Source organism: Prochlorococcus sp. MIT 1327 (assembly GCF_047304785.1).
Classification (GTDB): Bacteria; Cyanobacteriota; Cyanobacteriia; order PCC-6307; family Cyanobiaceae; genus Prochlorococcus; species Prochlorococcus marinus_D.
Window position 1 is genome coordinate 1,960,032 of record NZ_CP138972.1, and the last position, 21,828, is coordinate 1,981,859.

25 protein-coding genes and 3 pseudogenes are annotated in these 21,828 nt (G+C 51.7%); 21 read left to right on the top strand and 7 right to left on the bottom strand.

From position 1 onward, the window contains the following. The first annotated feature begins 98 nt into the window (after window positions 1-98). From trxA to rsmD, 3 genes and pseudogenes are all read left to right on the top strand, one after another. Window positions 99-422, top strand: coding sequence for a thioredoxin (gene trxA, locus SIB80_RS09715; RefSeq protein ID WP_011130499.1), 324 nt, complete (start codon window positions 99-101; stop codon window positions 420-422). A gap of 94 nt (window positions 423-516) precedes the next feature. Then, on the top strand, window positions 517-1,158 hold the full coding sequence (hisH, locus tag SIB80_RS09720; RefSeq protein WP_074160150.1) for an imidazole glycerol phosphate synthase subunit HisH: 642 nt from the start codon (window positions 517-519) through the stop codon (window positions 1,156-1,158). Further along, a pseudogene (gene rsmD, locus SIB80_RS09725) lies at window positions 1,155-1,718 on the top strand (16S rRNA (guanine(966)-N(2))-methyltransferase RsmD); the annotation flags it as partial. The gene hisH and the pseudogene rsmD, both read left to right, overlap by 4 nt. 10 nt (window positions 1,719-1,728) lie before the next feature. On the opposite strand, the gene petG reads toward rsmD, so the two are convergent. Further along, window positions 1,729-1,845 (bottom strand): cytochrome b6-f complex subunit V, encoded by a 117-nt coding sequence (petG, locus tag SIB80_RS09730; RefSeq protein WP_011130502.1) that lies wholly within the window; start codon window positions 1,843-1,845, stop codon window positions 1,729-1,731. Window positions 1,846-1,901: 56 nt separating this feature from the next. Here petG and SIB80_RS09735 point away from each other — a divergent pair, with 56 nt between their 5' ends. From SIB80_RS09735 to SIB80_RS09805, 15 genes are all read left to right on the top strand, one after another. Beyond that, the gene (locus SIB80_RS09735) at window positions 1,902-2,279 is read left to right on the top strand and encodes a c-type cytochrome (RefSeq protein WP_063420035.1); all 378 of its coding nucleotides are present in this window, start codon (window positions 1,902-1,904) and stop codon (window positions 2,277-2,279) included. Beyond that, the gene (locus SIB80_RS09740) at window positions 2,276-3,025 is read left to right on the top strand and encodes an RNA methyltransferase (protein ID WP_063419898.1); all 750 of its coding nucleotides are present in this window, start codon (window positions 2,276-2,278) and stop codon (window positions 3,023-3,025) included. Before SIB80_RS09735 ends, SIB80_RS09740 begins: the two co-directional genes overlap by 4 nt. Window positions 3,026-3,055: 30 nt before the next feature. After that, entirely contained in the window at window positions 3,056-4,216 is a 1,161-nt protein-coding gene (locus SIB80_RS09745) for a serine hydrolase (RefSeq protein WP_063419897.1), read from the top strand. Then, complete coding sequence (locus tag SIB80_RS09750) at window positions 4,213-5,631, top strand: DUF3370 domain-containing protein (RefSeq protein WP_063419896.1); 1,419 nt, start codon at window positions 4,213-4,215, stop codon at window positions 5,629-5,631. The genes SIB80_RS09745 and SIB80_RS09750 overlap by 4 nt, the downstream gene beginning before the upstream one ends. Then, complete coding sequence (bchI, locus tag SIB80_RS09755; protein ID WP_063419895.1) at window positions 5,628-6,719, top strand: magnesium chelatase ATPase subunit I; 1,092 nt, start codon at window positions 5,628-5,630, stop codon at window positions 6,717-6,719. Before SIB80_RS09750 ends, bchI begins: the two co-directional genes overlap by 4 nt. Before the next feature lie 4 nt (window positions 6,720-6,723). Further along, on the top strand, window positions 6,724-7,188 hold the full coding sequence (gene ruvC / locus SIB80_RS09760) for a crossover junction endodeoxyribonuclease RuvC (protein ID WP_011130508.1): 465 nt from the start codon (window positions 6,724-6,726) through the stop codon (window positions 7,186-7,188). Between the two features lie 8 nt (window positions 7,189-7,196). Then, window positions 7,197-7,964, top strand: coding sequence for a class I SAM-dependent methyltransferase (locus tag SIB80_RS09765; RefSeq protein ID WP_063419894.1), 768 nt, complete (start codon window positions 7,197-7,199; stop codon window positions 7,962-7,964). After that, window positions 7,961-8,530 carry a 5-formyltetrahydrofolate cyclo-ligase gene (locus tag SIB80_RS09770; RefSeq protein WP_063419893.1) on the top strand — a complete coding sequence of 190 codons (570 nt, stop codon included), beginning with the start codon at window positions 7,961-7,963 and terminating at the stop codon, window positions 8,528-8,530. The genes SIB80_RS09765 and SIB80_RS09770 overlap by 4 nt, the downstream gene beginning before the upstream one ends. Before the next feature lie 144 nt (window positions 8,531-8,674). Continuing rightward, a complete protein-coding gene (locus SIB80_RS09775; protein ID WP_063419892.1) occupies window positions 8,675-9,688 on the top strand; it encodes a hypothetical protein in 1,014 nt (337 codons plus the stop codon). A 227-nt stretch (window positions 9,689-9,915) separates the two neighbouring features. Continuing rightward, window positions 9,916-10,374, top strand: a complete 459-nt coding sequence (locus SIB80_RS09780) for a hypothetical protein (protein WP_063420033.1) — start codon at window positions 9,916-9,918, stop codon at window positions 10,372-10,374. Between the two features lie 27 nt (window positions 10,375-10,401). Further along, complete coding sequence (locus tag SIB80_RS09785) at window positions 10,402-10,863, top strand: SufE family protein (RefSeq protein WP_063419891.1); 462 nt, start codon at window positions 10,402-10,404, stop codon at window positions 10,861-10,863. 37 nt (window positions 10,864-10,900) lie between these two features. Then, the gene (locus SIB80_RS09790; RefSeq protein WP_063419890.1) at window positions 10,901-12,217 is read left to right on the top strand and encodes a homoserine dehydrogenase; all 1,317 of its coding nucleotides are present in this window, start codon (window positions 10,901-10,903) and stop codon (window positions 12,215-12,217) included. 114 nt (window positions 12,218-12,331) lie between these two features. Beyond that, window positions 12,332-12,583 (top strand): hypothetical protein, encoded by a 252-nt coding sequence (locus SIB80_RS09795; RefSeq protein WP_063420031.1) that lies wholly within the window; start codon window positions 12,332-12,334, stop codon window positions 12,581-12,583. 27 nt (window positions 12,584-12,610) lie between these two features. Further along, window positions 12,611-14,200 (top strand): ABC transporter substrate-binding protein, encoded by a 1,590-nt coding sequence (locus SIB80_RS09800; protein WP_063419889.1) that lies wholly within the window; start codon window positions 12,611-12,613, stop codon window positions 14,198-14,200. Further along, window positions 14,200-15,219, top strand: coding sequence for an ABC transporter permease (locus SIB80_RS09805; RefSeq protein ID WP_063419888.1), 1,020 nt, complete (start codon window positions 14,200-14,202; stop codon window positions 15,217-15,219). The genes SIB80_RS09800 and SIB80_RS09805 overlap by 1 nt, the downstream gene beginning before the upstream one ends. Here SIB80_RS09805 and SIB80_RS09810 read toward each other — a convergent pair. Continuing rightward, window positions 15,213-16,805, bottom strand: a complete 1,593-nt coding sequence (locus SIB80_RS09810; RefSeq protein WP_063419887.1) for an alpha/beta hydrolase — start codon at window positions 16,803-16,805, stop codon at window positions 15,213-15,215. The genes SIB80_RS09805 and SIB80_RS09810 overlap by 7 nt on opposite strands. 384 nt (window positions 16,806-17,189) lie before the next feature. Between SIB80_RS09810 and SIB80_RS09815 the strand changes: the two genes are divergently transcribed. The 3 genes and pseudogenes from SIB80_RS09815 to SIB80_RS09825 form a co-directional block, all read left to right on the top strand. After that, the gene (locus SIB80_RS09815) at window positions 17,190-17,693 is read left to right on the top strand and encodes a glutamyl-tRNA amidotransferase (RefSeq protein WP_236066048.1); all 504 of its coding nucleotides are present in this window, start codon (window positions 17,190-17,192) and stop codon (window positions 17,691-17,693) included. Window positions 17,694-17,901: 208 nt separating this feature from the next. Next, the gene (locus SIB80_RS09820) at window positions 17,902-18,273 is read left to right on the top strand and encodes a hypothetical protein (protein ID WP_063419886.1); all 372 of its coding nucleotides are present in this window, start codon (window positions 17,902-17,904) and stop codon (window positions 18,271-18,273) included. 725 nt (window positions 18,274-18,998) lie between these two features. Then, window positions 18,999-19,464, top strand: a pseudogene (locus tag SIB80_RS09825) (iron uptake porin); the annotation flags it as partial. Between the two features lie 157 nt (window positions 19,465-19,621). Here SIB80_RS09825 and SIB80_RS09830 read toward each other — a convergent pair. The 5 genes and pseudogenes from SIB80_RS09830 to SIB80_RS09850 all read right to left on the bottom strand — a co-directional run bounded on the left by SIB80_RS09830 (window position 19,622) and on the right by SIB80_RS09850 (window position 21,724). Then, window positions 19,622-19,978: a hypothetical protein gene (locus SIB80_RS09830; RefSeq protein WP_063419884.1), complete on the bottom strand. Its 357-nt coding sequence runs from the start codon at window positions 19,976-19,978 to the stop codon at window positions 19,622-19,624. Next, a complete protein-coding gene (locus tag SIB80_RS09835) occupies window positions 19,963-20,352 on the bottom strand; it encodes a hypothetical protein (RefSeq protein ID WP_169189956.1) in 390 nt (129 codons plus the stop codon). The genes SIB80_RS09830 and SIB80_RS09835 overlap by 16 nt, the downstream gene beginning before the upstream one ends. A 748-nt stretch (window positions 20,353-21,100) precedes the next feature. Further along, window positions 21,101-21,202: pseudogene (locus SIB80_RS09840) on the bottom strand (chlorophyll a/b-binding protein); the annotation flags it as partial. A gap of 163 nt (window positions 21,203-21,365) precedes the next feature. Continuing rightward, a complete protein-coding gene (locus SIB80_RS09845) occupies window positions 21,366-21,569 on the bottom strand; it encodes a chlorophyll a/b-binding protein (RefSeq protein WP_063419882.1) in 204 nt (67 codons plus the stop codon). Between the two features lie 11 nt (window positions 21,570-21,580). Further along, window positions 21,581-21,724, bottom strand: a complete 144-nt coding sequence (locus SIB80_RS09850) for a high light inducible protein (RefSeq protein ID WP_011130525.1) — start codon at window positions 21,722-21,724, stop codon at window positions 21,581-21,583. Between the last annotated feature and the right edge of the window lie 104 nt (window positions 21,725-21,828).

Here is a 21,828-nt window from a genome sequence, read left to right on the forward strand (position 1 = left end):
TGTGCAAGAGACCGTCACAGTTCCTACCTGTGGAGGCTCTTAAGCCTGAATAAAATACAAACGATTGCTAAATTTCCGCAAAATCAACGACCTAAGGAATGTCCAATGCCGCCGCAGTTACCGACGCCTCCTTCGAGCAGGACGTCCTTCAAAGCGACGTGCCTGTGCTAGTTGATTTCTGGGCGCCTTGGTGTGGCCCATGTCGCATGGTTGCTCCGATCGTCGATGAGATTGCCAAAGAATTCGAGAGCAAGATCAAAGTCTTCAAGCTCAACACTGACGAAAACCCCAACGTCGCCAGCCAATACGGTATTCGCAGTATCCCCACCCTGATGGTGTTCAAAGGAGGTCAAAAAGTCGACACAGTTGTTGGTGCAGTGCCCAAAGCCACGCTTTCTGGAACCATTTCAAAGTACCTCTGAAGCTTGATCCAACTTCGATTCCAGCCCTCCTAGATCACCATTGGCCTGATTCAATGCCTCACATGGCTAAAAGGCCAGATTGCGGAGGGTTTCTTTGATTACACGTCTAGGCTTAATTGATTACGGCATGGGCAATCTGCGCTCTGTGCAGATTGCCTTTGAAAGGCTCCACAAGGCTCTTCACATAGTGAGGCAGCCCGCCGACTTAGGCGGCTGTGATGCATTGATCTTGCCTGGAGTCGGTGCCTTTGATCCCGCCATGGTGCACCTTGAGCAGACCAGATTGGTTCCAGACCTCAAGAGTTGGGTGAAAGGAGGACGACCTCTGCTAGGCATCTGTCTGGGCCTGCAGCTGTTGTTCGAATCGAGTGACGAAGGAAATGCCACCGGCCTAGGGTTGCTTAAGGGCCACGTTCAACGACTGCCCTCCAATCAAGGCGAACGCATTCCCCACATGGGCTGGGCTGCTCTAGAACATCGAAACGACTGCCCGCTGCTTGACAAGGAAGATCCAGACAGCTGGATGTATTTCGTGCATTCCTATGCTGCAGTCCCCAGCCAAAACAGTGATCTTGCGGCAATAGCACCGTTTGGCCGAGACAACATCACAGCGATTGTCTGGCAAGGCCGACTAGGGGCCTGTCAGTTTCACCCAGAGAAATCCGCCGCAGCCGGCGAGCGCATGCTGCAACGTTGGCTGAAGTGGCTGGAGACCGGCGCAAAACCTGTGCCATGAGCAACCAGCTAAGGCTCTCCGGAGGGCGGAAGCTTCAAAGTCCCGCTGGCCAAGGCACTAGACCCACGACGAGTCGTGTTCGTGAAGCAGTGATGAACGTGCTAGCCCCACGTTTGCATGACTGCCACTGGCTTGACCTATTTAGCGGCAGTGGAGTCATGGGCTGTGAGGCGTTGCAAAGTGGCGCACGACGTGTGGTAGCTGTTGAACGGAACGCGAAGACAGCCAAAGTCTGTCAGGCCAACCTAATTGCCACCGCCTCTGGCCTCTCCCGGCAGAGCAACATTGAAGTGATCCGCCATGACGTACTGAGCTGGCTGAAGAGAGGTTGCCATGCAGCCAAATTCAATAAACCTTGGGCAGGGGAAAACCCTGGTTTCAACCTGGTCTACCTCGATCCACCTTATTCTTCAAAACTCTATTCAGAAGTCTTCAAAGCCCTGCTTTCAGGCAATTGGCTGCAGAGAGATGCGCTAGTGATCTGTGAGCATGCCACGAACAACAGCTTGGAAACCCCAATGCAGTGGCTTGAACAAGATCGCCGTATCTATGGCAGCAGCGCCTTACTGTTCACCAATCCCCCAGAACAGTATCGCGACGATACTGATTCCAAGCATCCACAAACAATCCAAGCAAAGTGACCGGAATCAAACCCAGAACGATGCCGCAGAGAAGTGGTTCGATCATGGCCTCGCGCCCAGTTGAAAGATTAAGCACAATTGTTTCATGCTCCTGAACTCACCGTGACGGGCCCGTCATCAAACAATCAAAGAAAAAACGGGTTAATTGGAGCCCTAGTGGTACTGGCAGCAGCTGTCTGCATTGCAATTTTGTTATGGGTACCAGGGCACTCACAACGAGACCCCTACGTCAACGCCACCCTTGATTTGGAGGGATCTTTGGAGCAAGGAGGTCGGCTGTTCCGCATCAACTGTGCTGGCTGCCACGGAATTACTGCCCAAGGAAACTTAGGCCCGAATCTCCTTGAAGTGAGCGAACGCCGCAACGACGCCCAGCTGATCAGACAAGTGGTAAGCGGCAATACGCCGCCCATGCCCAGATTCCAGCTGGAGCCTCAAGAAATGGCCGACCTACTGGCTTATTTAAATTCCCTGAATTGAACAAGGACATCCGCTCAATCCAAACGACTGTTGTTCTGGTTGAGCCAATTGGTCCACTGAATCTGGGCAGTGTGGCCAGACTCTGCGCCAACTTCGGAGTACAAGAACTACGTCTGGTCTCGCCCCGCTGCGACCCTGCTGATGCCGAGGCACGACGCATGGCTGTCCATGGCCTAGCAATGCTTGAGCAGGCAACACAATTCTCATGCTTGCTCGATGCCGTAGCTGACTGTCACAGAGTTGTAGCAAGCTGCGGCCGATTGGATCATGGCAACATCCCCCTGCAACCCCCCGAACAAGCAGTGCCATGGTTACTAGAGAGCATGGGTGCAGCACCTGTGGCACTGGTATTTGGCCGTGAAGACAGGGGCCTAACCAACGAGGAACTTCAACTCGCCCAACGTGTACTCACTCTGCACAGCTCTTATGGCTATCCATCCCTCAACCTCTCGCATGCAGTAGCGATCGTGCTGCATGAGCTACAACGTTGCCAAGGGCAAGGGACGCTCAGGGAAGGGCAATCGGCATGGCCCGACCCAGCATCACCTCGTCAACTCGACGCCTGCTTAACAGATGCACAGGATCTCCTGTTAGAGGTGGGATTTCTTTTGAGCCATACGGCCCAAGCCCGCATGGCCAAAGTCCGTGGTTTACTCCAACGCGCTGCAGTCCGTCCCGAGGAAGTAGCCCTGCTGAGAGGGATGGTGAGGCAACTGCGCTGGGCCATCCATTCTCGTCACTCTTAACCTCAGCCGAACTCTCTGATCTTCACTTCCTTGTCAAGCAGTCGCCCTTACCGCAACCGCTCAAACGGGGCTGGTCCCCTACGGCTTTTGTTGCGTCTGATCTTGATGGGCATCGGCCTCGGCGTGATTACAGGTTCAGCGCTGAAGATGCTCGGCCCACAGGTGAAGCAGGGCAAACTGGACTTGCCGGAGTGGCTTCCTGGGCGAAATTGGATTTCCCTGAAGGGCCTCCCCAGTCGCCTCAACATGGTTGAGGAAGCCACAAACCCCATGCTCAGCAATGGGAATAGTTTGCAACTGGGAAACTTCCAGACGAAGCAAGAACTCACAACCTTGAGCAACCGCTGGAGAGATCTCGCCAAGCAACAGAAAGACTTACAAGCAAGCGCATTCTTGTTAGTGCTTGATGACGGACGCTATGCCGAGCTCTCCCCCGAAACAGCACTGCCTGCAGCTAGCTCCATCAAAACAGCAATCCTGCTGGTAACTCTCGAACTCATCGATTCCGGTCAGCTCAGCTGGAATGAACCCCTGAAGCTCACCAAAGAGATTGTTGGTGGTGGTGCTGGATGGATGGCCAGCAAACCGCTTGGCAGCCAATTCCCTGCCCACGAAGTTGCCACCGAGATGATTCGGGTGAGCGATAACACCGCCACCAATCTGCTGATTCAACGCATTGGTGGCAAGGACGTCCTCAATGCACGCTTCAATGCTCTCGGCCTGAGCTCCACGGTGGTGAATAACTGGTTGCCGGATCTACAAGGAACCAATACCACCAGCAGCCACGATCTGGCACGGGCCATCGCACTGGTCGATACTGGGAAAGCCCTTAGCCCACGCACACGGGATCTATTTAGGGAGGCAATGAGCACCTCCGTCAGCAACCGCCTATTACCTGGTGGATTTCTCAAGGGACTGGGGGGTAAGCAAGGAGAGCCTGACAACAGCCTCCTGGCAAAGGGCTACCGCATCTACAACAAAACCGGCGACATCGGCATCGCTTATGCGGATGCCGGCCTAATAGAACTACCTGATGGCAGTCGTGCAGTGGCAGGGTTCATGGTGAAAGGCCCCTTCAACGACCCCCGTTCCACAGAACTGATCCGCGACATGGCAGCCGCTATGGCTCCAGTACTCAAGCCAAAGCCATCGACACCTCGAACGGAATCAACAAAAAGCAATCAGCCATGAAGATCCCCGCCCTTTTGTCAGTTGCGCTTTTCACCGTATCCGGAGCAGTGCTTGATATCCCTGCTCTCATCGCCGCCCCAACCGTAAAGCAAAGACAGCAACAGGTCAGGCCCCTGCCAGGCGAGCTTGACAAGGTGCTGATGGTTAATGACAACAATCCCGAACTGATTACAGGGGAAGGGATTCTGATCTCCACCTTCCCTACCAAAAACACAAAAAGGTCCAGCGCCAAAGCTGACAAAAGCAACCTGGCCGTGCCACTCGATGGTCGTTTCGATCTATTCAGTCACCACGTGTATGCCGGCCTTCCCGATCATCTCGAATCCACCCTCTGGCTAGCAGTGCTGGCACAGCCACTGGGTGAAGAGCCAGTGAAACTGACCCTACTGAAAGGCAGTACCTCCCTATCGCAAGCCACCGAAGCAGGACAGACAGCTGCACCTTTTCTGCCTCTGCCGAAAATGATTACCGAAACCACGATCCCAATTGCCGCTGGCCCAGGCAGCCGGGTAGCTGGCGATCTACTGCGGGGGGAGCGAGCTCAAGAGCTGCCAGAGCGCTGGAAACTTCTACCAGGCAGCCCAAGCCTCCTCTTGGTGCTCCCCATCCCCGTAGCAGGTCTCGATCCACTCCTCAACGGTCGCAACCTTCAGATGCGGCTTCATAGCTCTGGCCCCATCTCACTGGCAACCGTGGCTGCATACGGCAATCCCCAAGCGGCCCCTCCACTCTCTCGCTGGATTGAGCTGCTTGAAAGCGGCGAACTCAGCCCCAAGGAACATCACCCCACGCCTCGAGGTAGCAGCGGCAAGATCGTGTATTCGCGCGTCAGCGGAATCCAGTTGGGCAGCACATGGAAGACAACCCTGACTGATCCTGGTAGCACCGTGCTAAGCGCAATCAACACTCCCATCTCCTGGCCTATCAGCAGCCTCGAGAGGGGCAGTCTCGGCACAGATCAGGTACAAACCGCTGAATTACAAGCGCACTACGACAACACAGCATGGGCTGCCCATGGCAACTACGGAGTTGAATATGACCTCACCCTGCCGCTACACAACGGATCAAAGCAGGAAAAATCCTTCTTACTGACCCTTGAGTCCCCCTTAAAGAAGGACAACAACAACACAAGCCTGGACTTTCGCGTTTCAGCCAGCGGACCTGTGATGTATCGAGGGCTGATCGAGGTCAGTGGACTCGATAGCGAGTCCAGTCGACCCATGGGGCGTCGCCGCTTCCACCTAGTCCTGCGGCAGGGGCAGATGGGGCCAGACCTTGGTCGCATCAGCCTGACGCCAGGAGAAACTAGAGATGTCCGAATTCGACTGATCTACCCCGCTGATGCCACCCCACCGCAAGTGCTCACACTCCTGCCTGTGAAACAATCCAAAACAACTCCAGACATCAACCCGTGAGTTCAACCCGCAAGCGCAGGGTCTTTCCCTTTACCGCCGTAATTGGCCAGGAAGAGATGAAACTGGCTCTGCTACTCAATGTGATCGACCCGCGAATCGGCGGAGTCATGATCATGGGAGATCGAGGCACGGGCAAGTCCACCGCGATCCGAGCCCTAGCAGATCTCCTTCCAGGGATTGATGTCGTAGCTGGCGACCCTTACAACAGCTCACCCACTGATCCGGATCTACAGAGCAGTGACGTGCGCCAACGCATTGAACATGGTGAAAGCCTTGCCACTGAGGAGCGACAGGTGCCGATGGTGGATTTGCCTCTCGGTGCCACTGAAGATCGTCTTTGCGGCACCATCGACATCGAGAAGGCCCTCAGCGAAGGAGTTCGTGCATTCGAGCCAGGCCTGCTGGCCAAGGCCAACCGCGGCTTGCTCTACGTCGATGAGGTCAATCTGCTTGACGACCATCTTGTCGATGTGCTGCTGGATTCAGCGGCCTCAGGATGGAACACGGTGGAACGTGAAGGGGTATCAGTGCGACACCCTGCCCGATTCGTACTGATCGGCTCCGGCAACCCCGAGGAGGGCGAGCTACGACCCCAACTCCTTGATCGCTTTGGCATGAGTGTTGAGGTGCGCACTGTCCGCGATCCAGACCTACGGGTGCAGGTGGTTGATCAGCGCACCGCCTTTGATAGCGATCCCGACACCTTTGCCACATCGGTGCAAGTCAACCAAGACGCCTTACAACAACGCGTGATTGAGGCCCAGCAACGTCTTGAACAGGTGAGCCTCGACAACGATTTGCGCCTACGAATCTCGGCTGTTTGTGGCGAACTAGATGTGGATGGACTGCGTGGCGATATCGTCACCAACCGTGCCGCCAGGGCTCTAGCAGCCTTTGCAGGACGAACAGAGGTTTCGGAAGAAGATGTGGCACGCGTGATCTCGTGCTCTCTACGCCATCGATTGCGTAAAGACCCTCTCGAGCAGATTGATTCAGGGGATCGGGTCGTCAAAATTTTCTGCAAAGTGTTCGAACGCAGCGAGAACAGCGATCAGGCTGACTTCGAGCTAACAACTCAAGCAGGCTGATCGCTTGCGCATCCTTGGCATCGACCCTGGCATCGCCAGGGTGGGCTACGGGGTCATCGACACCAGCAACGGACAACAGCAGATGCTCGATTGCGGCATCATCCGCACCAATCCAGGCATAGACGATGGTGAACGGATGGTGGAAATCGCCAGCGATCTACGTCAGCTCATCCGTCGCTGGAAGCCCCAACTGGCCGCTGTGGAGAAATTCTTCTTCTACCGCTCCAGCACGACGATCAGCGTGGTTCAGGCACGTGGAGTCATCATCATGACCCTGGCACGCTTTCGAGTGCCAGTGATGGAATTCCCTCCGATGCAGATCAAGCTTGCTTTGGCGGGCTCAGGCCATGCTGAAAAAGATGAAGTGCTCGATGCGGTGATGCGCGAATTGAATCTTGATCAGCCGCCCCGACCCGATGATGCCGCCGACGCCCTCGCCATAGCACTCACGGGTTGGTTCCAGCGCTAAAACCACTGATGGACTCCTCCTGCTCACCAAAACACGGCTGGTTTGACAGCGTGGCTGAGTCCTACGCCCAACAACGCCCTAATTACCCAGAATCCCTGTTTGCCTGGATCAGCAGCAAAGCCACCGGCCACCAACGTTGCTGGGACGTTGCCTGTGGTAGCGGCCAGGCCTCTCTAGGGCTTGCAAGGCACTTTGATCGCGTTGATGCAACCGATCTCAGCCCAGCTCAGGTTGCTGCCGCACCAGCTCAATCAAACATTCATTACCAAGTAGCAGCAGCTGAAGATTGCGGGCTTCCCAACGCATGCATGGACGCAATTGTGGTGGCCGCCGCCATTCACTGGCTAGATGTACCCCGATTCAACGAAGAAGCATTCAAGGTGGCACGCCCAGGTGGACTGATGGTCTGGGTGGGCTATGACCCCCCGCAAGGGGCTCCCCCTGCTCTGCAGTTGTGGCTAGACCAGCTTTACGGCGAAAGGTTATGGAGCTGGTGGCCTCCCCAGCGTCAGCATGTCGACAACCACTATCAGAACCTGCCATTCCCCGCCCGCAGCAAATCGTTGCCCCAAGAGCTCTGCATCTCCCTCAAATGGAGCTGTAATCAGCTGATCGGTTACATAGGGACCTGGTCGGCTTTGAGGAAAGCAACGCAGGAGGGACATGACTTGCTGCCACAACTCAGCATGGAACTGCAGAGACTCTGGCCTGCAGATCAAACAACAATCCCCCTGATCTTTCCACTCATGGGCCGCTGGGGTTATCTAACGCGATGAATCAAGCCATCGCCAAAGCCAAGCTTCGTCGTCAATTCAAGGTCCTGCGCGCTCAACAGTTACCTGCTGTTCAAGACACAATCATTCAGCAGGTTGTCAACACTATTCAGGGTTACTTAAAAGCTGGGGACCTACGAGGCCACATTGGTGTTTATTGGCCGCTTAGCGGAGAAGTAGATCTCCGCGAACTGAAACTCAACTTGAAGTTGCCCTTGGCGCTACCAGTCAGTGGGGAGGACGGAAGTCTCAGTTACCACCCTTGGACTCTTACTCCACTCCGAAAAGATGCCTGCATGATCCCAGCCCCGCTAGATGAAGCCATCCTTGACGCTGATGCAATAGGCCTCTTGCTGATACCTGCTCTGGCGATGGATCAACGAGGGATCAGACTCGGCTATGGAGGCGGTTTCTTCGACCGCTTCAGAAGCAATTTAGCTTGGCGCAAAGTGCGAACACTTGCAGTCTTGCCACAAGCCTGCATATCAACAGAGTTACTGCCTCGTGACAGTTGGGATGTGCCCCTTGATGGCTGGATTAGTGAAACAGGAGTTTTCAAAGTAAAATAGAAACTTAAAATCAGCCCCCAAATTACTAATAACGACTACATCAAGTCAGTCCTGCTATCGCAAAATGACAAGGTTTAGATTCAATGCCTTCTTGACACTTAGCAATCATTCCATTAACCTCTAAAGTCTAAATAATCAAGCGCAATGACAGCACCAGCACTTTATTCGCACGCAAAAGTTCAGTCCATAGAGATAGACGGCAAAGATGACGTCATCACCCTTAGACCAGTTGTTGAATCTAACTTGTTCAATTCATTGGGCGTGGGTGATGATTATACATTCCAGACAACTGTCAACGGGAAATCCTTCACCTTTGAGGCTGTTGTTGATGATCAAGGGCCAAATATAACCCTGGAACTAGAGAATGATGATGCCGCTGCAATCGTTGAGATACTCGACCAAAACAATGACAATAAGATTAGCGATGAGGAATTCGAGCAAGGAATGGAGAATGCCGTGGTGTCATACGAGGAAGATATTAGGCTTCACGAAAATCATTCCTTAGACTCACAAGTGAAATTACTGCTAGAAGCAGAGGATGTTGTTTTTCAATACGATCCTATAGACGGCAATCCTGGGGAACTGTTATTTGGGCAATCAATTGTTTCCGTTGGTGCAGACAAGCAAGGCAATATCCTTTCGTTTATTTGCCCTCAAAGATCATTTAATACGTCTTTACAAGGTTACACTCTTGACCTTACAGGAGAAGTCGAAGTTGGCCAAGTTGGAGGAGCGATCGACCCGATTACAGGAGAGGGAAACATCTATGCAGATGAACTGAAATGGCTATTTTGGGGGAGCATCACCACACCATCTGGCAGTTCATATGGAATCACCAAAGACGAAGCTGCATTCATCCCCATCAGGGATACAGATAATAACAGTGGTTTACTAACACTTGCTAGCATTGAAAAGTCTGCCCATGGCAGCGGGAATATAGAAAACGTTTTCAGCTCTTATTTTGTCAGTGGGCAGCAAGGCTCTACAGCTCAAGATAATTTTTTGAATACCCTAATGATTGAAGGAGTTAATCTACTTCATCCAGGCCTTGCTACTGAAGGCACTGCAATTCAATGGAATATCGATTTACAACATCCAATTCCTATTTCAGGCAGTGATTATGAAGACATTGCTCATTCATTGCACATGGGTCATTGAGCAATTGAAAGCCAAATGAATTGAGTCCGAATAAAATCTACTCCTAACAATTGGAATCAAAAAGCTTTCAACACGCCATTGCTACCATTTTCAGTAACCGAATATTCACCTCTGGGAAATATTTCGTACAACAATAATCTCAACCGTCTCAAAGGCTGCCACGCAGGTACTAGTCAATCCTGCAAGAATCTCTCAAAATGAGTATCAAAGTTTTCAGAGATCATTCAATGCGGACCCTGATCCAGCCTTTGTTTCTATTGATCGCAACAACATCTCTTGGTCTCGGGCAAGGTCAGGCAGCGAAAGCCCATGCCATTGAAAGCACTCTCAACTACCTCGATGGAAGCCTGGAGCTTCAAAGCCATTTCTCAACAGGAACACCTGTTGAGGGCGCAGTGGTACGCCTCTTAGAGGCCAACGGAGCACCAGGCCGAGAGCTGGGTCGAATGGATCAACAGGGAAAACTTAGCTTGAGCCTGCCAGTCATGCAAGAAGGAACCCTCGACCTGCAGGTGGATGCTGGCCCAGGTCACCGTGACTATCTGATGCTGCCAATCCGCTCAGGCAAGGTGAAGCTCGATGAGGTAGTCAGCCAACCCAAAACTCCACAAACACCATCGTTCCAGATCAGCACTGAATCACCTCTCCTGTTAGGTCTTGTAGGTGTTTTGTTTAGCGTGCGTTAGCAGCGCCTCAAATTCTGATCTTTCGCCATGGCTGAGCCCACCGCCGCATCCTCAAGCTTTGGCAGTCAGGCACTAGACAGCATGGTCGAGAGACTTAACGGCACCTCTGATCCGCGCCGCCGCTACGAATATGTTCTATGGCTGGCCAAAAAGCTGCCACCAATGTCCCCTGACTTACAAACCGACGCCATCAAGGTCAAGGGATGCGTTTCTCAGGTCCATGTCCTGGGTGAACTCGTGGAAGGACGGCTTCACTGGCAAGGAGACTCCGACGCACTGATTACAAGAGGCTTACTGGCAATGCTGATTCAAGGCCTCAGCAATCTCACACCTGAGCAAGTCATGGCCGTGGACCCAAGCTTCATTGAAGCCACAGGCCTTCAAGGCAGCCTCACCCCATCAAGAGCCAACGGATTCCTCAATATCCTCCTCAACATGAAGGCCCAGGCCCAGCAACTTGCCAGGGTTTCGTCTTCCACAACTTCCTAGAGTCCGGCCAGCAAGTACAAGACTGGACACAGCTGCCATGGGCACGAAAATAGGAGTTGGTCTCCTGGGGCTTGGAACGGTAGGCGCCGGAGTTGCAGGCATCCTCCAAACCCCCGCAGGGCGGCATCCACTGGTGGCTGAGCTTGAACTGGTGCGCATAGCGGTTCGAGATCTACAACGACCTCGCTCGATAGAACTTCCCGCACCCTTACTGACCAACAACCCACAGGCCGTTGTTGATGATCCCTCTGTGCAAGTGGTTGTTGAAGTCATGGGAGGGATCGAACCAGCCCGAACCCTGATCATGCGAGCCATTGCCGCCGGTAAAGCGGTCGTTACAGCTAACAAAGCCGTAATTGCAAGACATGGCGAAGAAATTGCAGCAGCTGCAGCTGCTGCAGGGGTCTACGTCCTGATCGAAGCTGCCGTCGGCGGGGGCATCCCGATCATCGAGCCACTGAAGCAATCACTCGGTGGCAACCGGATCGAACGCGTGAGCGGCATCATCAACGGCACCACCAACTACATCCTCAGCCGCATGGAACAGGAAGGGGTGGCCTATGACGACGTACTCAAGACCGCCCAGGATCTTGGTTATGCAGAGGCAGATCCAGCGGCCGACGTAGAGGGGTTCGATGCAGCAGACAAGATTGCCATCCTCACTGGACTGGCCTTCGGTGGACCTGTCGACCGTGACTCAATTCCCACCCAAGGCATCAACAAGCTGCAAAGCCGCGATGTGGACTACGCCAAACAGCTTGGCTACAGGGTGAAACTATTGGCTGTCGCCGAACGTCTCAACTCAGACACTCAGGCCAGTCAGTCCTTGCCCTTAGCTGTAAGTGTGCAACCAACAATGGTGCCTCTAGACCACCCGCTTGCAGGAGTCAATGGCGTGAACAACGCCATCCTGGTTGAGGGCGATCCGATCGGCCGCGTGATGTTTTATGGCCCAGGAGCAGGCTCTGGACCCACCGCCTCTGCTGTGGTGGCGGACATCCTCAATATCGCTGGCATACGCCAACTAGGTGAACTCCACGGCAGCCTCGATCCCCTTCTCGCCGCAAGCAGTTGGCGTTCCTGTCACCTCGTTGATCCAAGTGCCATCCGTCAGCGCAACTATGTGCGCTTCAACGCAGAGGACACACCAGGCGTGATCGGTCGGATCGGAAGCTGCTTCGGCGATCGTGGCATCTCGATTCAATCAATCGTGCAATTCGATGCCTCAGAGACCGGCGCCGAAATCGTTGTGATTACCCATGAAATAAGCCAAGGCCAGATGCAAGATGCCCTGACTGCAATCACCTCTATGGCTGAGGTCAAAGGAGTTGCCGCCCATCTCAGCTGCCTTTAACTTCCAGCCCCCCTGGCGATGAGCCCCCTGCTTACGTAAGAGTTATAAAACAAGTTGAGAGGCAAGTCTGCAGACGCTGACCTGTGCCCCCAAAGGTTCATGTCTACCGCTTCGATGATGTCAAGAGTCCAACTCTTTCCCAAGCCGGACTTCCGACCCATCATGGATCTCCATCAAGGCGACTGTGTTCAACTCCTCAATGGTAAAGAGCAATTCCAGGTAATCGGAATCGACGATGACCACAATCGCTGTTGGGTGAGACGTTGGCCACTACTGCCCAATGGATCCCCGGTGTTTGAAGTGTCGATGCAACACATCACCTGCTCTTCCCATAAAACACAACGACACTCACTAGCAAATCTTTGAATCAAGGCCATCCGATCCGCACGCGTTGTGCCCAGCTCCGGCCGTCGTAATTCTCTACGCTGGGCCGCTGCTCTCTTTGGTTTCTCCCTAGCGCTGAGCCAAATTGCCTGTCAGCCTGCTCGCCATAGTCAGCGACTCATCGTGGCTAGTGCTGGCAAGATCACATCCCTCGATCCTGCCCAGGCCAGTACTTTTGATGCTCTGCAATTGCTGAGCGCCCTGGGGGAGCCCCTCTACCGGCTTAATCACAAAGGGGACCTAGAGCCACGTCTGGCATCCGCTCCACCTCAGATCAGTGATGGCGGCCTCACCATCTCGATCCCTCTGCGGAAGGATGTGCTGTTTCACGATGGCACCCACTTCAATGCCGCCGCGATGGCGTTCAGTCTGCGGCGATTTCTGCGTATCGGCACCCTCAACTACGTGATAGGGGGACGGATTGCCACCGTGGAGACAGCCAGTCCCTACCTGCTACGCCTTCGATTAACGCGACCCTCAAGTTCTCTAGAGGGACTACTCACCTCAATCAATCTGACGCCGATATCACCAACTGCTTACGCCAAGCACAGAGATCAGTTCCTCAATAAGCAATTCATTGGAACCGGCCCTTACCGACTCACTAGCTTTCAAACCCAGCAACAACGCCTTGAGCCTTTTCTGCAGTACTGGAGTACCCAGGCCAGTAATGCTGGAATCGATTTCATTAATCTGAGCAACTCCACTGCCCTATTTGGTGCTCTACGAAGCGGTGAAGTGGATGTACTCCTCTCCAATTCACTGGACGAAGACCAACGCCTTGCGCTCCATCACCTTGCCAAGCAAGGGAAGCTCCGCGAAGGAGAGGGGCCAGCACTTGAGATCGGCTACATCACTCTCCTCAGTAATGCCCCTCCACTCAATCAACCCCTCTTACGTCAGGCCCTCGCCTACAGCCTCGACCGTCAGCTGATGGTGAAGCGCGTGAGCTATGGACTAAGACGCCCGCTGCGGTCTTTAGTGCCGCCAAACTTGCAGGCTGAACCACTCACACCTTGGCCCAGCTACAACCCTCAACGAGCCAAGCAGCTGCTGAAAAAGGCAGGCTATTGCGCAACTCAAAAGCTGACACTCCCTTTTACTTTTCGTTCCAACGTGCCAGCAGACAAGTTATTGGCGCTTACATGGCAGGCACAGGTGGAACGTGATCTCTCGGATTGCCTGACACTGAAGCTCAATAGCGTCGAATCGACCACCGTTTACCGCCAACTGGGGGAAGGCGCATTCCAGGCCGTCATCCTTGAGTGGCGAGGCGCCTATCCCGACCCGGAAGCCTATTTAGCTCCATTATTAAGCTGCAGCAAAGCCAATGGATCTGTATGCGAAGAAGGGGAAGCGGCAATTAGCGGCAGCTTCTGGACCACAGATGGGCTGGAAACGAGCCTTCGCCACAGCGATGAACTTCGCGGACCCGATCGTCTCCACCAGCTCAGAGAGATCGAACGCTCCGCCGCCGGCGGAGCGGCCTATCTACCAATCTGGCTGGTAGCTCCACGAGCTTGGGCCCAGCGGCGCTTATCCAAGCCAGAGTTTGACGGGAGCGGCCATTTAATGCTCCAGCGTCTACGGGAGCTGCACTGATGGGCCGCGGGAGAGAACTACTGCGCTACAGCTCCACCCGCTTGGCCCTGGCACCGGTGATGCTCTGGCTCATTGCCAGCATGGTATTTCTCCTCCTACGGGTGGCACCAGGAGACCCAGTCGATGCCGTATTAGGCAATCGTGCGCCAGCTGCAGCCCGCGCTGCTCTGCGCACCAAGCTTGGACTGGATCAACCGCTTTTGCATCAATACCTGCACTTCATCAAAGACTTAATTCATGGCGATCTAGGCCAAGCTCTTCTCAACCAGGAACCAGTGAGCAAGATCATTGCCAGAGCCCTACCAGCCAGCTTGGAACTAAGCCTGACGGCACTATTGATTGCAGCAGTGGTTGGTCTGGTCGTTGGTTTCAGTGGTATTGCCCGCCCGGAAGGCAAGCTAGATCTCGCAGGCCGCCTCTACGGCATTGGCACCTATGCCCTGCCACCGTTCTGGGCCGCGATGATCGTTCAACTGCTGTTTGCAGTCATTCTCGGTTGGCTACCAATTGGAGGACGTTTTCCCCCGAGCTTGCTACCACCAGAGGGGAGCGGCTTCCTGATCCTCGACAGTCTGCGGAGCAGCGACTGGATATCTCTTCAAGGAGCAGTGAGACACCTGGTGTTACCGGCAGGGACCCTAGGCCTTCTCCTCAGTGGGATTTTCGCCCGTACCCTGCGACTCAATCTAGGCCGCACACTGCAATCCGATTACGTTGAAGCTGCCCGTAGCCGGGGGCTGAATGAGCAACAGGTGGTGCTCAACCATGCCCTCCCTAATGCTCTTCTGCCAGTACTCACCATTGCTGGGATCACAGTGGCATCGCTGATTGGCGGCGCACTGTTAATTGAAGTCACCTTCTCCTGGCCAGGCATCGCCCTACGGCTCCAAGAAGCAATCAACCAACGCGACTACCCAGTGGTTCAAGGGATTGTGGTTGTCGTGGCTGCCCTGATGGTGCTGGTAAGCGTGAGCGTGGATCTGCTCGTTGCTCTGATTGATCCCCGCGTCCGCTACTGAGATTTGCGAAGTCTCTCTGCTGCGTGGCGATCCAAACGATGAAGCCGCAAATCCCCGACCTGCTGATGTGTGGCGCCCTGAAGGGCTTCGCCAGCCTCAACCTGCTCCAAAAAGATTTGAATCTCCACTGCCAACAATCGCTGCACAGCTAGCGGCTCACGCCCTACCAGCTCTTCGCCTAGTTGAAAGAGATCATCGCCACGACCCTCACCCATCTGACCTTCAACCCGCACCGGTGAAAAATGGCTAGCGCCATCCACAAGCACGACTCGACTAGCGGGATGGGGTGAGATTGCCAAAAGCAAATCGAGCTGCTCACTCAGCGGAGGAGTAATCAAATCAAGGGTGCCGCCAGTCAGTAACACTGGAACCGACAAAGGCACAGCCCCATCACGAGGCCACAGCAAGCTACCAAAACTGTTTAGAGCCACGATTGCCTCTAGCTGGGGGATTGACTGCAGTTTTGGCATTTGCACATCAACCAACTGACATTGCAATAAGCGCGAGAGATTGGTGAGAGGAAGATCGTCTAGAGCCTTACGACAACGGGTATACAAACCAGGCTCCGGGGTCATACCAGCAGCCAATAAAGCCGTCAGTGCCCCGAGGGAGTGACCCATCAGCACCAACTTCTGACCAGGCAATACCAACGTGCCTTGCTCTCGTGCCTGCAGGACAGCTTGCAGATCCGCCAAGCGGTCAGGCAACACCTCTGCTCCAGGTGCAAGTCGTTGCCCCTTCAGCAGGGCATGCACCGCTTTGGCATCACTACCTGGATGCTCAAGCACCACAACCGGCCAGCCCTTACGTTGAAGGCTAAGAGCCAACCAACGAAAATGATCCTGGCTTCCACCCAAGCCTGGCATGAGCACCACCCAGCTCGACCGCAACGGAGTGCCATCAGGTGGGCGCCACAGCTCTAGCTGGAGGGGCTTGGTGCGATGAGCCACTGGCAAAAATTTGAGCTCAGGTCCTGCGGCAAAAACTTCCTTACCTGCCAGCTCTTGCAAAACTGGAACTTGTGTGGCGGGAAACCTCCCGAGCGCTAACACCAACTGCTGCTGCTGTTGCAACTGACGCCGCCAGCGACTTGCTACCTGAAGTAGAGCATCAAGATCGAGGCGTACATTTTCAGCAGGGAGCTCCTCAAGCAAGTCCAGAGCGGTCACCTCTGACTGACTGTTCAAGAGCAGTTCCAGAGTGTTGAACAAGACAATGCCACTACTGTCGGCATCGACCCTCACCAAATCACTAACGGCATCAAGCAGCTGACGTCCTGCCCAACTACGCAGCATCTGTCGAGCCATGCTCTGATCTGTAAGCAAAGATGCCTGAAGCAGCTCAAAGAGATCGAAGCGGCTATCGGCATCGAGCAAATTGAGCCAGGGGATGAGTTCAGAACTACTGCTGCCCCCAGGCCGCCCCAAATCGACCAACTCCCTAATCCAAACTGGTATCACCATCCCCTCAAGCTGCACCTCCAATCGCTCCGCAGCTCTCAGCGGCGATACTCCAGCAAGTCCGAACAGCAAAGCGCCGAATAGCCCAATCACAATTCGCTGTCCAATTGGGCGTGTTAATGCCAACGCCGAATACCGCTAACGAGTCAAACCATTTTCACTCAAGCCTTGAAGGGCTTAGATCGGATCAGTGAATGGTGCTCCTGGGTGCCATCGACAGATCAGATGCCGCCATTGAGCTTCCAACTTCTGCTCAAGCCAGGCGAGAAACGACTTATCAGCAGTTTCCGCCATTTGCCAAGCGAACCAATTAGCCGAGAAAGAGCTACCAAAGAACAATCTCGTCAACACCTATACCTGAATAATCAACACAGCGATTAACAACAATCATTTCACCCCAAACACCTCGCATGAGATCTGTAGCCGAAAACCATCCGGCCATATCATTCAAATTAAAGCGGCTCTCTTGCTAAAGCACCAGACAGGCCAGCAGAAGAGACGAATCAAACAATGAAGGGCGATCCAAGCAACAAGCGAGCATTAAAGGGTAGGAAGAGTGGTACAAGGAAATATTTGCGCACGCAAATGCAATTTATAAAATACATTATGATTGCCAGCAATTTCCACCCCTATAAAAGACAACATCCAAGCAACATGAGAATGCTATTAGGCGCAACAACTGCTATGACACTTCTGATTAAATCCGCAGTCTCCGCCAATGAAACCAACCTTCAAATCAAAAACGCCAGCAAACAACTTGCGGCGAGTATTCGCGCCTTTGCAACTGGGACATCTGCCGCTAGCGAATGTCTCGTCAAAAGCGGACAACTGAGCAAGAGGATTGCAAAAGAGACATTACCCTTATCACTTCTTGAGGTTGGCATTAGCCCTGAAGTCCGTGACAATCCTCAGGTCATCAAAGCAACCTCAATCTTGAGCCCTACACTTAATGCTGACTGCACATCGACGAAGATGAGCTATAGAAATACTTCTAGCCGGAAAACAGATCAATAAAACAAAAATCTATAAATAAGCCTCTCCTAAAGCATATGAGCTAGACCGTTAAAGCTCGCCAAGGGATACAAAAAACGTAGACAACAGGCAAACCACTAGCGCGAAGGAAGAAATGCAATTCAACTGACAAAGATAAGATAAGTAATCAAAGCCTCTAGAATGGCTCTAGGACAGCCTATTATTTGTCATGTTTGCCTAAGCACCAAAGATGGCTTACCCCGATTCTCAAGTCGTAATGGGCGGTTTGGTGCATATCCCCATTATTATTGGTGTTTTTTGGGCGCTAAACAACCTAACCACAGGCGGTAGCAAAGCCAAGAAAGCCGCAGAAGCTGCAGCCAAACAGGCTGCTGAGGAAGCTGCTGCCAAAGCTGCTGCGGAAGCTGCAGCCAAACAGGCTGCTGAGGAAGCTGCTGCCAAAGCTGCTGCGGAAGCTGCAGCCGCCAAAAAGGTTGCTGAGGCCGCAGCCGCAGCTCAAGCAACAACAGCAGTGGCTCCAGTGAGTGGAGAAGCTGAAGCGTCACAAGCTTCTAGCAACGACACTCAAGCCACTCCTGCCCCAGACCAAGAAGTGCTCTAGGCATAGAACAGATCACCAGAAGTCATAAACATCAAACGATATAGATAAACGTTCCGAAAAGTTGTTTGTAATTACACAAGCCTAGAGAAAGGCCAGATTTTCAATGCATTCAACTTTAAATAAATAACCTCAGAAAAAAATTAATAGCATAAAATACAATCAAATAAAGGCCAGTTCGACCTAAGACTTACCAAAGACATAGTTCATTAATAAGCTGATGTCTACCAATCAATACATAGACATCTGGAATCAGGACATTCCAAGCAAAAGCAAACCATCCAATACACAAGAAGACGAATAACAATTAGCCACCAATCATAACTCGATACTTACATTCAGCCACCAATACGAAACACTCTCGAAGAAGACATGAGAACATAAACAAATAGCATCAACGAATCAACTCATGCTCCCCACAGGAGGCTCTAAATTCGAAGAGGCTAGATAAACCACAAGGAAGAATTAGATTGCAATGAAAAATGACTGCTAAACAATGTTCGCCAGAAAAACCGATACTTATTCACGAACAAGCACAGCCAAAGGCTTTGATTAGCCACAAACATTTCTCTTGAACATCTAATAAGCAAACTTTAAAATTAATTCTAGAGATAAATTCACGAAACATTAAGCACTACAGGCCTGATTTTCACACCAAGATGTGTTTAAAGAGAGGTTAATGGCCAATATTCAATCGGCGCATTGCGCCTATCTGTGTGAGGAACCAAATGAAACTCTTCCAGCAATTGCTGGTGGCACCTGCTGCCTTGGGCCTGATGGCCCCTATGGCTGCTAATGCCGCAGACCTAGACATCAAAGGTGTGTCCGATTATTCGGCCTCCAGCGAGCAGGTCACCAGCATCTCCCAATTCCAAGATGTTTACCCAACCGATTGGGCTTATCAGGCTCTGAGCAACCTGATCGAGCGCTACGGCTGTGTAGCTGGCTATCCAAGCGGTAGCTACTTGGGCAACAGAGCAATGACCCGCTTTGAAGCGGCTGCTCTGTTGAATGCTTGCCTCGATCGCATCACTGAAGTCACCGACGAACTGCGTCGTCTTCTCAACGAATTCGAGCAGGAGCTCGCCATCCTTAAGGGCCGTGTTGATGGCCTAGAAGCGCGCGTTGGTGAACGAACTCGAGGCCACTCAGTTCTCCACCACCACCAAGCTTGTTGGTAAGGCATTCTTAATAAGTCGACGACTCAAAGAAACCTGGATCAAATGCGTTGCTCAATACAAATACTGCTTTAACTTTTAACAGAATGAGATCGGCTTACAACAATCATCAGTCAAGAGCTAGATCAATAAAGCCCAAAAAACAGCTCTTCTCATCGTCTATACATATAAGGTTAGTTCAATAACGAACCATCAGAATTACAATCACGTAGATCATTCCACTTGGCCAAATTTTCATCTAAGTTGTCAAACTCATTTTCTGAGTCATTGATTTGTTGGGCTTTAATTAATGCTTGAAAAGCCTCGACGCCATACTTGCTTGCGATTCTTTGCTTGATACAGGCTTTATACTTAGAGCCAGCCTTCAATTCCTCCTCTGCTCCTCTTAAATTATCCTGAGCCAACTCACTCTTTTCTCTCCATTCCAGCATTTGGCTCGTGAATTCTTCTTGTGCACCATCAGCCAAAGCAGATTCACTATGTACTACGAGCAAGAGCAATAACACTAATCCTGCTAAGAAATGACGCATTCCTCGTCCCTAGAGGCCTCATGATTATCCCATAAAAGTTTATAGCACCATTTCTCTTTCGGCGAATGTCTAACTCTTTCGACACCTTTCTTTGTTAGAATAAAGATAGGCTTACCTGATTCTGAGACCTGCTTGATATCTACATTACCGAGCATCCACATGCGCATAAATACTTGATTGTCCGTCATGGTACCAAGATATTCCTTGCAACTTTTACCAACATCAATAAACCAGAGGGAAAGTAGATCTGCCTTCTCTCTATCTAAATTACAAAGCTGAAGCGTAGTCCGCAAAATAGCCGTTGCATCGCCTTGCTTAAGCGCAAAACGAATCAAGGCATTTCCAAGGCTAATCCGTTCGCGATCTTCACTCATGGCGCCATTTCTGCTGGGCATATATAAGGAGTCGAAAATCGTAAGCAAAGTCATAAATTTGACTCTAGCCAAGAAAGCACCTTGCACTCCGGCCTAAATGCTCGCAAGTTATGGAATGAAGATGCGCGGCAAGATGGCTTAGTTTTGAAGAATTTACAAGCTGAACCTATCAAGCTAACATTCTGTTCAAATAGAATCTAAAAGGTGTAAAATGGTTATTCAAAGCCTAACATTCACGCCCAATGTCTATCCAATTGGAATAGAAAAATCTCTGTTATGCCGCAAGCTAATCCTGAAAAAGGTTTGTTTAATAAGAATCAGAGCTGAGTTAACACAATCAACCCCACCTCAGCAGCCATTGCAAGGGTAATACAAACTCATCAAACCAACGAGCTTCGCTTGAAGAAAACTCCAAGAAGATTGAATGCCGTCAATGAAAAAGGCGAGTCACAACCAAGCCTTGGATTGATCGTATAACCAAAACTGTCAATACATGCTCAACAGACTATCCTTATAAGCTAGAGGCCCTATTCCAAATAAGAGAAGGGACCTCTAGCTAAAAGGAATTTTTCAAAAGATGCCTGGAATAATCCAACCAGTCAGTGCATAATCATAGCGATTAGACCTTTTAACAAGCCTTTTCGTGAATCTCTTGAGAGAGTTAAGGGGATTAAATTCCATAATAAATGAGGAGAGAGTAAAAATGCCCTAAAGTTTGAATTTAAGGGCATGAATGTCTATAAAGTGCTTAAAATAATCCAGGAATAATCTGCCCTGTAGCAGCATAACTGGCGAGTGCTCCAATAAAGCCAATCATTGCCCAGCGGCCGTTTTGTAGCTCTGCATTTTCATTCATGATGATTGAGAGGTAGAGGAATTGTGTAAGAAAAGGTCAGGAAAGGCAAAAAGTCTTCATGCCAATTGGCAATAAGACAAGAATGAGAGTCAATGTCATATTCTCGACTAATCTACTGTTTAAAAAAGATGATTAGCCTGAACAATGATCATTAAAATCAAAAAATGCCGGGTAAGATTTGCCCTGTGAACAAATAAGCCACGACAGCAGAAAAGAAGCCAATCATTGCCCAACGTCCGTTGGCCAGTTCTGCTTCTTTACTAAAAGCGGTGTATTCAGGATCAATTTGCATGCGAGGTTCGCTTGCATACATGTTCTGACGTCCACCGTCTTCAGTGATGACATTTGTAGAAGAAGTCATGATTTTTCTGCTTAAACCACACCAGGAATAATTTGGCCTGTCGTTAGATATGCTCCGACCGCAGCCCAAAATCCCATCATTGCGGCCATTCCATTAACACGCTCAGCGGTTAACTTCTGATTTTCGACCCTATTGGTCTTGGGTGTTTTTTTCATAAGAAGGAATTTGAGTTCAGGTCCCTTTGATCACGAAGACCAGCACTCCGGCCTTCGTTACAAAAGCTTAACACAAGAGATTGCGAAGTGTGACGATCCTGTTT

Bases quoted from the DNA above. Each gene is read 5' to 3' on its own strand.
- trxA (WP_011130499.1), top strand. From the start codon at position 99: ATGTCCAATGCCGCCGCAGTTACCGACGCCTCCTTCGAGCAGGACGTC.
- petG (WP_011130502.1), bottom strand. From the start codon at position 1,845: ATGATCGAACCACTTCTCTGCGGCATCGTTCTGGGTTTGATTCCGGTC.
- SIB80_RS09750 (WP_063419896.1), top strand. From the start codon at position 4,213: ATGAAGATCCCCGCCCTTTTGTCAGTTGCGCTTTTCACCGTATCCGGA.
- SIB80_RS09765 (WP_063419894.1), top strand. From the start codon at position 7,197: ATGGACTCCTCCTGCTCACCAAAACACGGCTGGTTTGACAGCGTGGCT.
- SIB80_RS09770 (WP_063419893.1), top strand. From the start codon at position 7,961: ATGAATCAAGCCATCGCCAAAGCCAAGCTTCGTCGTCAATTCAAGGTC.
- SIB80_RS09775 (WP_063419892.1), top strand. From the start codon at position 8,675: ATGACAGCACCAGCACTTTATTCGCACGCAAAAGTTCAGTCCATAGAG.
- SIB80_RS09780 (WP_063420033.1), top strand. From the start codon at position 9,916: ATGCGGACCCTGATCCAGCCTTTGTTTCTATTGATCGCAACAACATCT.
- SIB80_RS09785 (WP_063419891.1), top strand. From the start codon at position 10,402: ATGGCTGAGCCCACCGCCGCATCCTCAAGCTTTGGCAGTCAGGCACTA.
- SIB80_RS09790 (WP_063419890.1), top strand. From the start codon at position 10,901: ATGGGCACGAAAATAGGAGTTGGTCTCCTGGGGCTTGGAACGGTAGGC.
- SIB80_RS09795 (WP_063420031.1), top strand. From the start codon at position 12,332: ATGATGTCAAGAGTCCAACTCTTTCCCAAGCCGGACTTCCGACCCATC.
- SIB80_RS09805 (WP_063419888.1), top strand. From the start codon at position 14,200: ATGGGCCGCGGGAGAGAACTACTGCGCTACAGCTCCACCCGCTTGGCC.
- SIB80_RS09815 (WP_236066048.1), top strand. From the start codon at position 17,190: ATGAAGGGCGATCCAAGCAACAAGCGAGCATTAAAGGGTAGGAAGAGT.
- SIB80_RS09820 (WP_063419886.1), top strand. From the start codon at position 17,902: ATGGCTTACCCCGATTCTCAAGTCGTAATGGGCGGTTTGGTGCATATC.
- SIB80_RS09830 (WP_063419884.1), bottom strand. From the start codon at position 19,978: ATGCGTCATTTCTTAGCAGGATTAGTGTTATTGCTCTTGCTCGTAGTA.
- SIB80_RS09835 (WP_169189956.1), bottom strand. From the start codon at position 20,352: ATGAGTGAAGATCGCGAACGGATTAGCCTTGGAAATGCCTTGATTCGT.
- SIB80_RS09845 (WP_063419882.1), bottom strand. From the start codon at position 21,569: ATGACTTCTTCTACAAATGTCATCACTGAAGACGGTGGACGTCAGAAC.
- SIB80_RS09850 (WP_011130525.1), bottom strand. From the start codon at position 21,724: ATGAAAAAAACACCCAAGACCAATAGGGTCGAAAATCAGAAGTTAACC.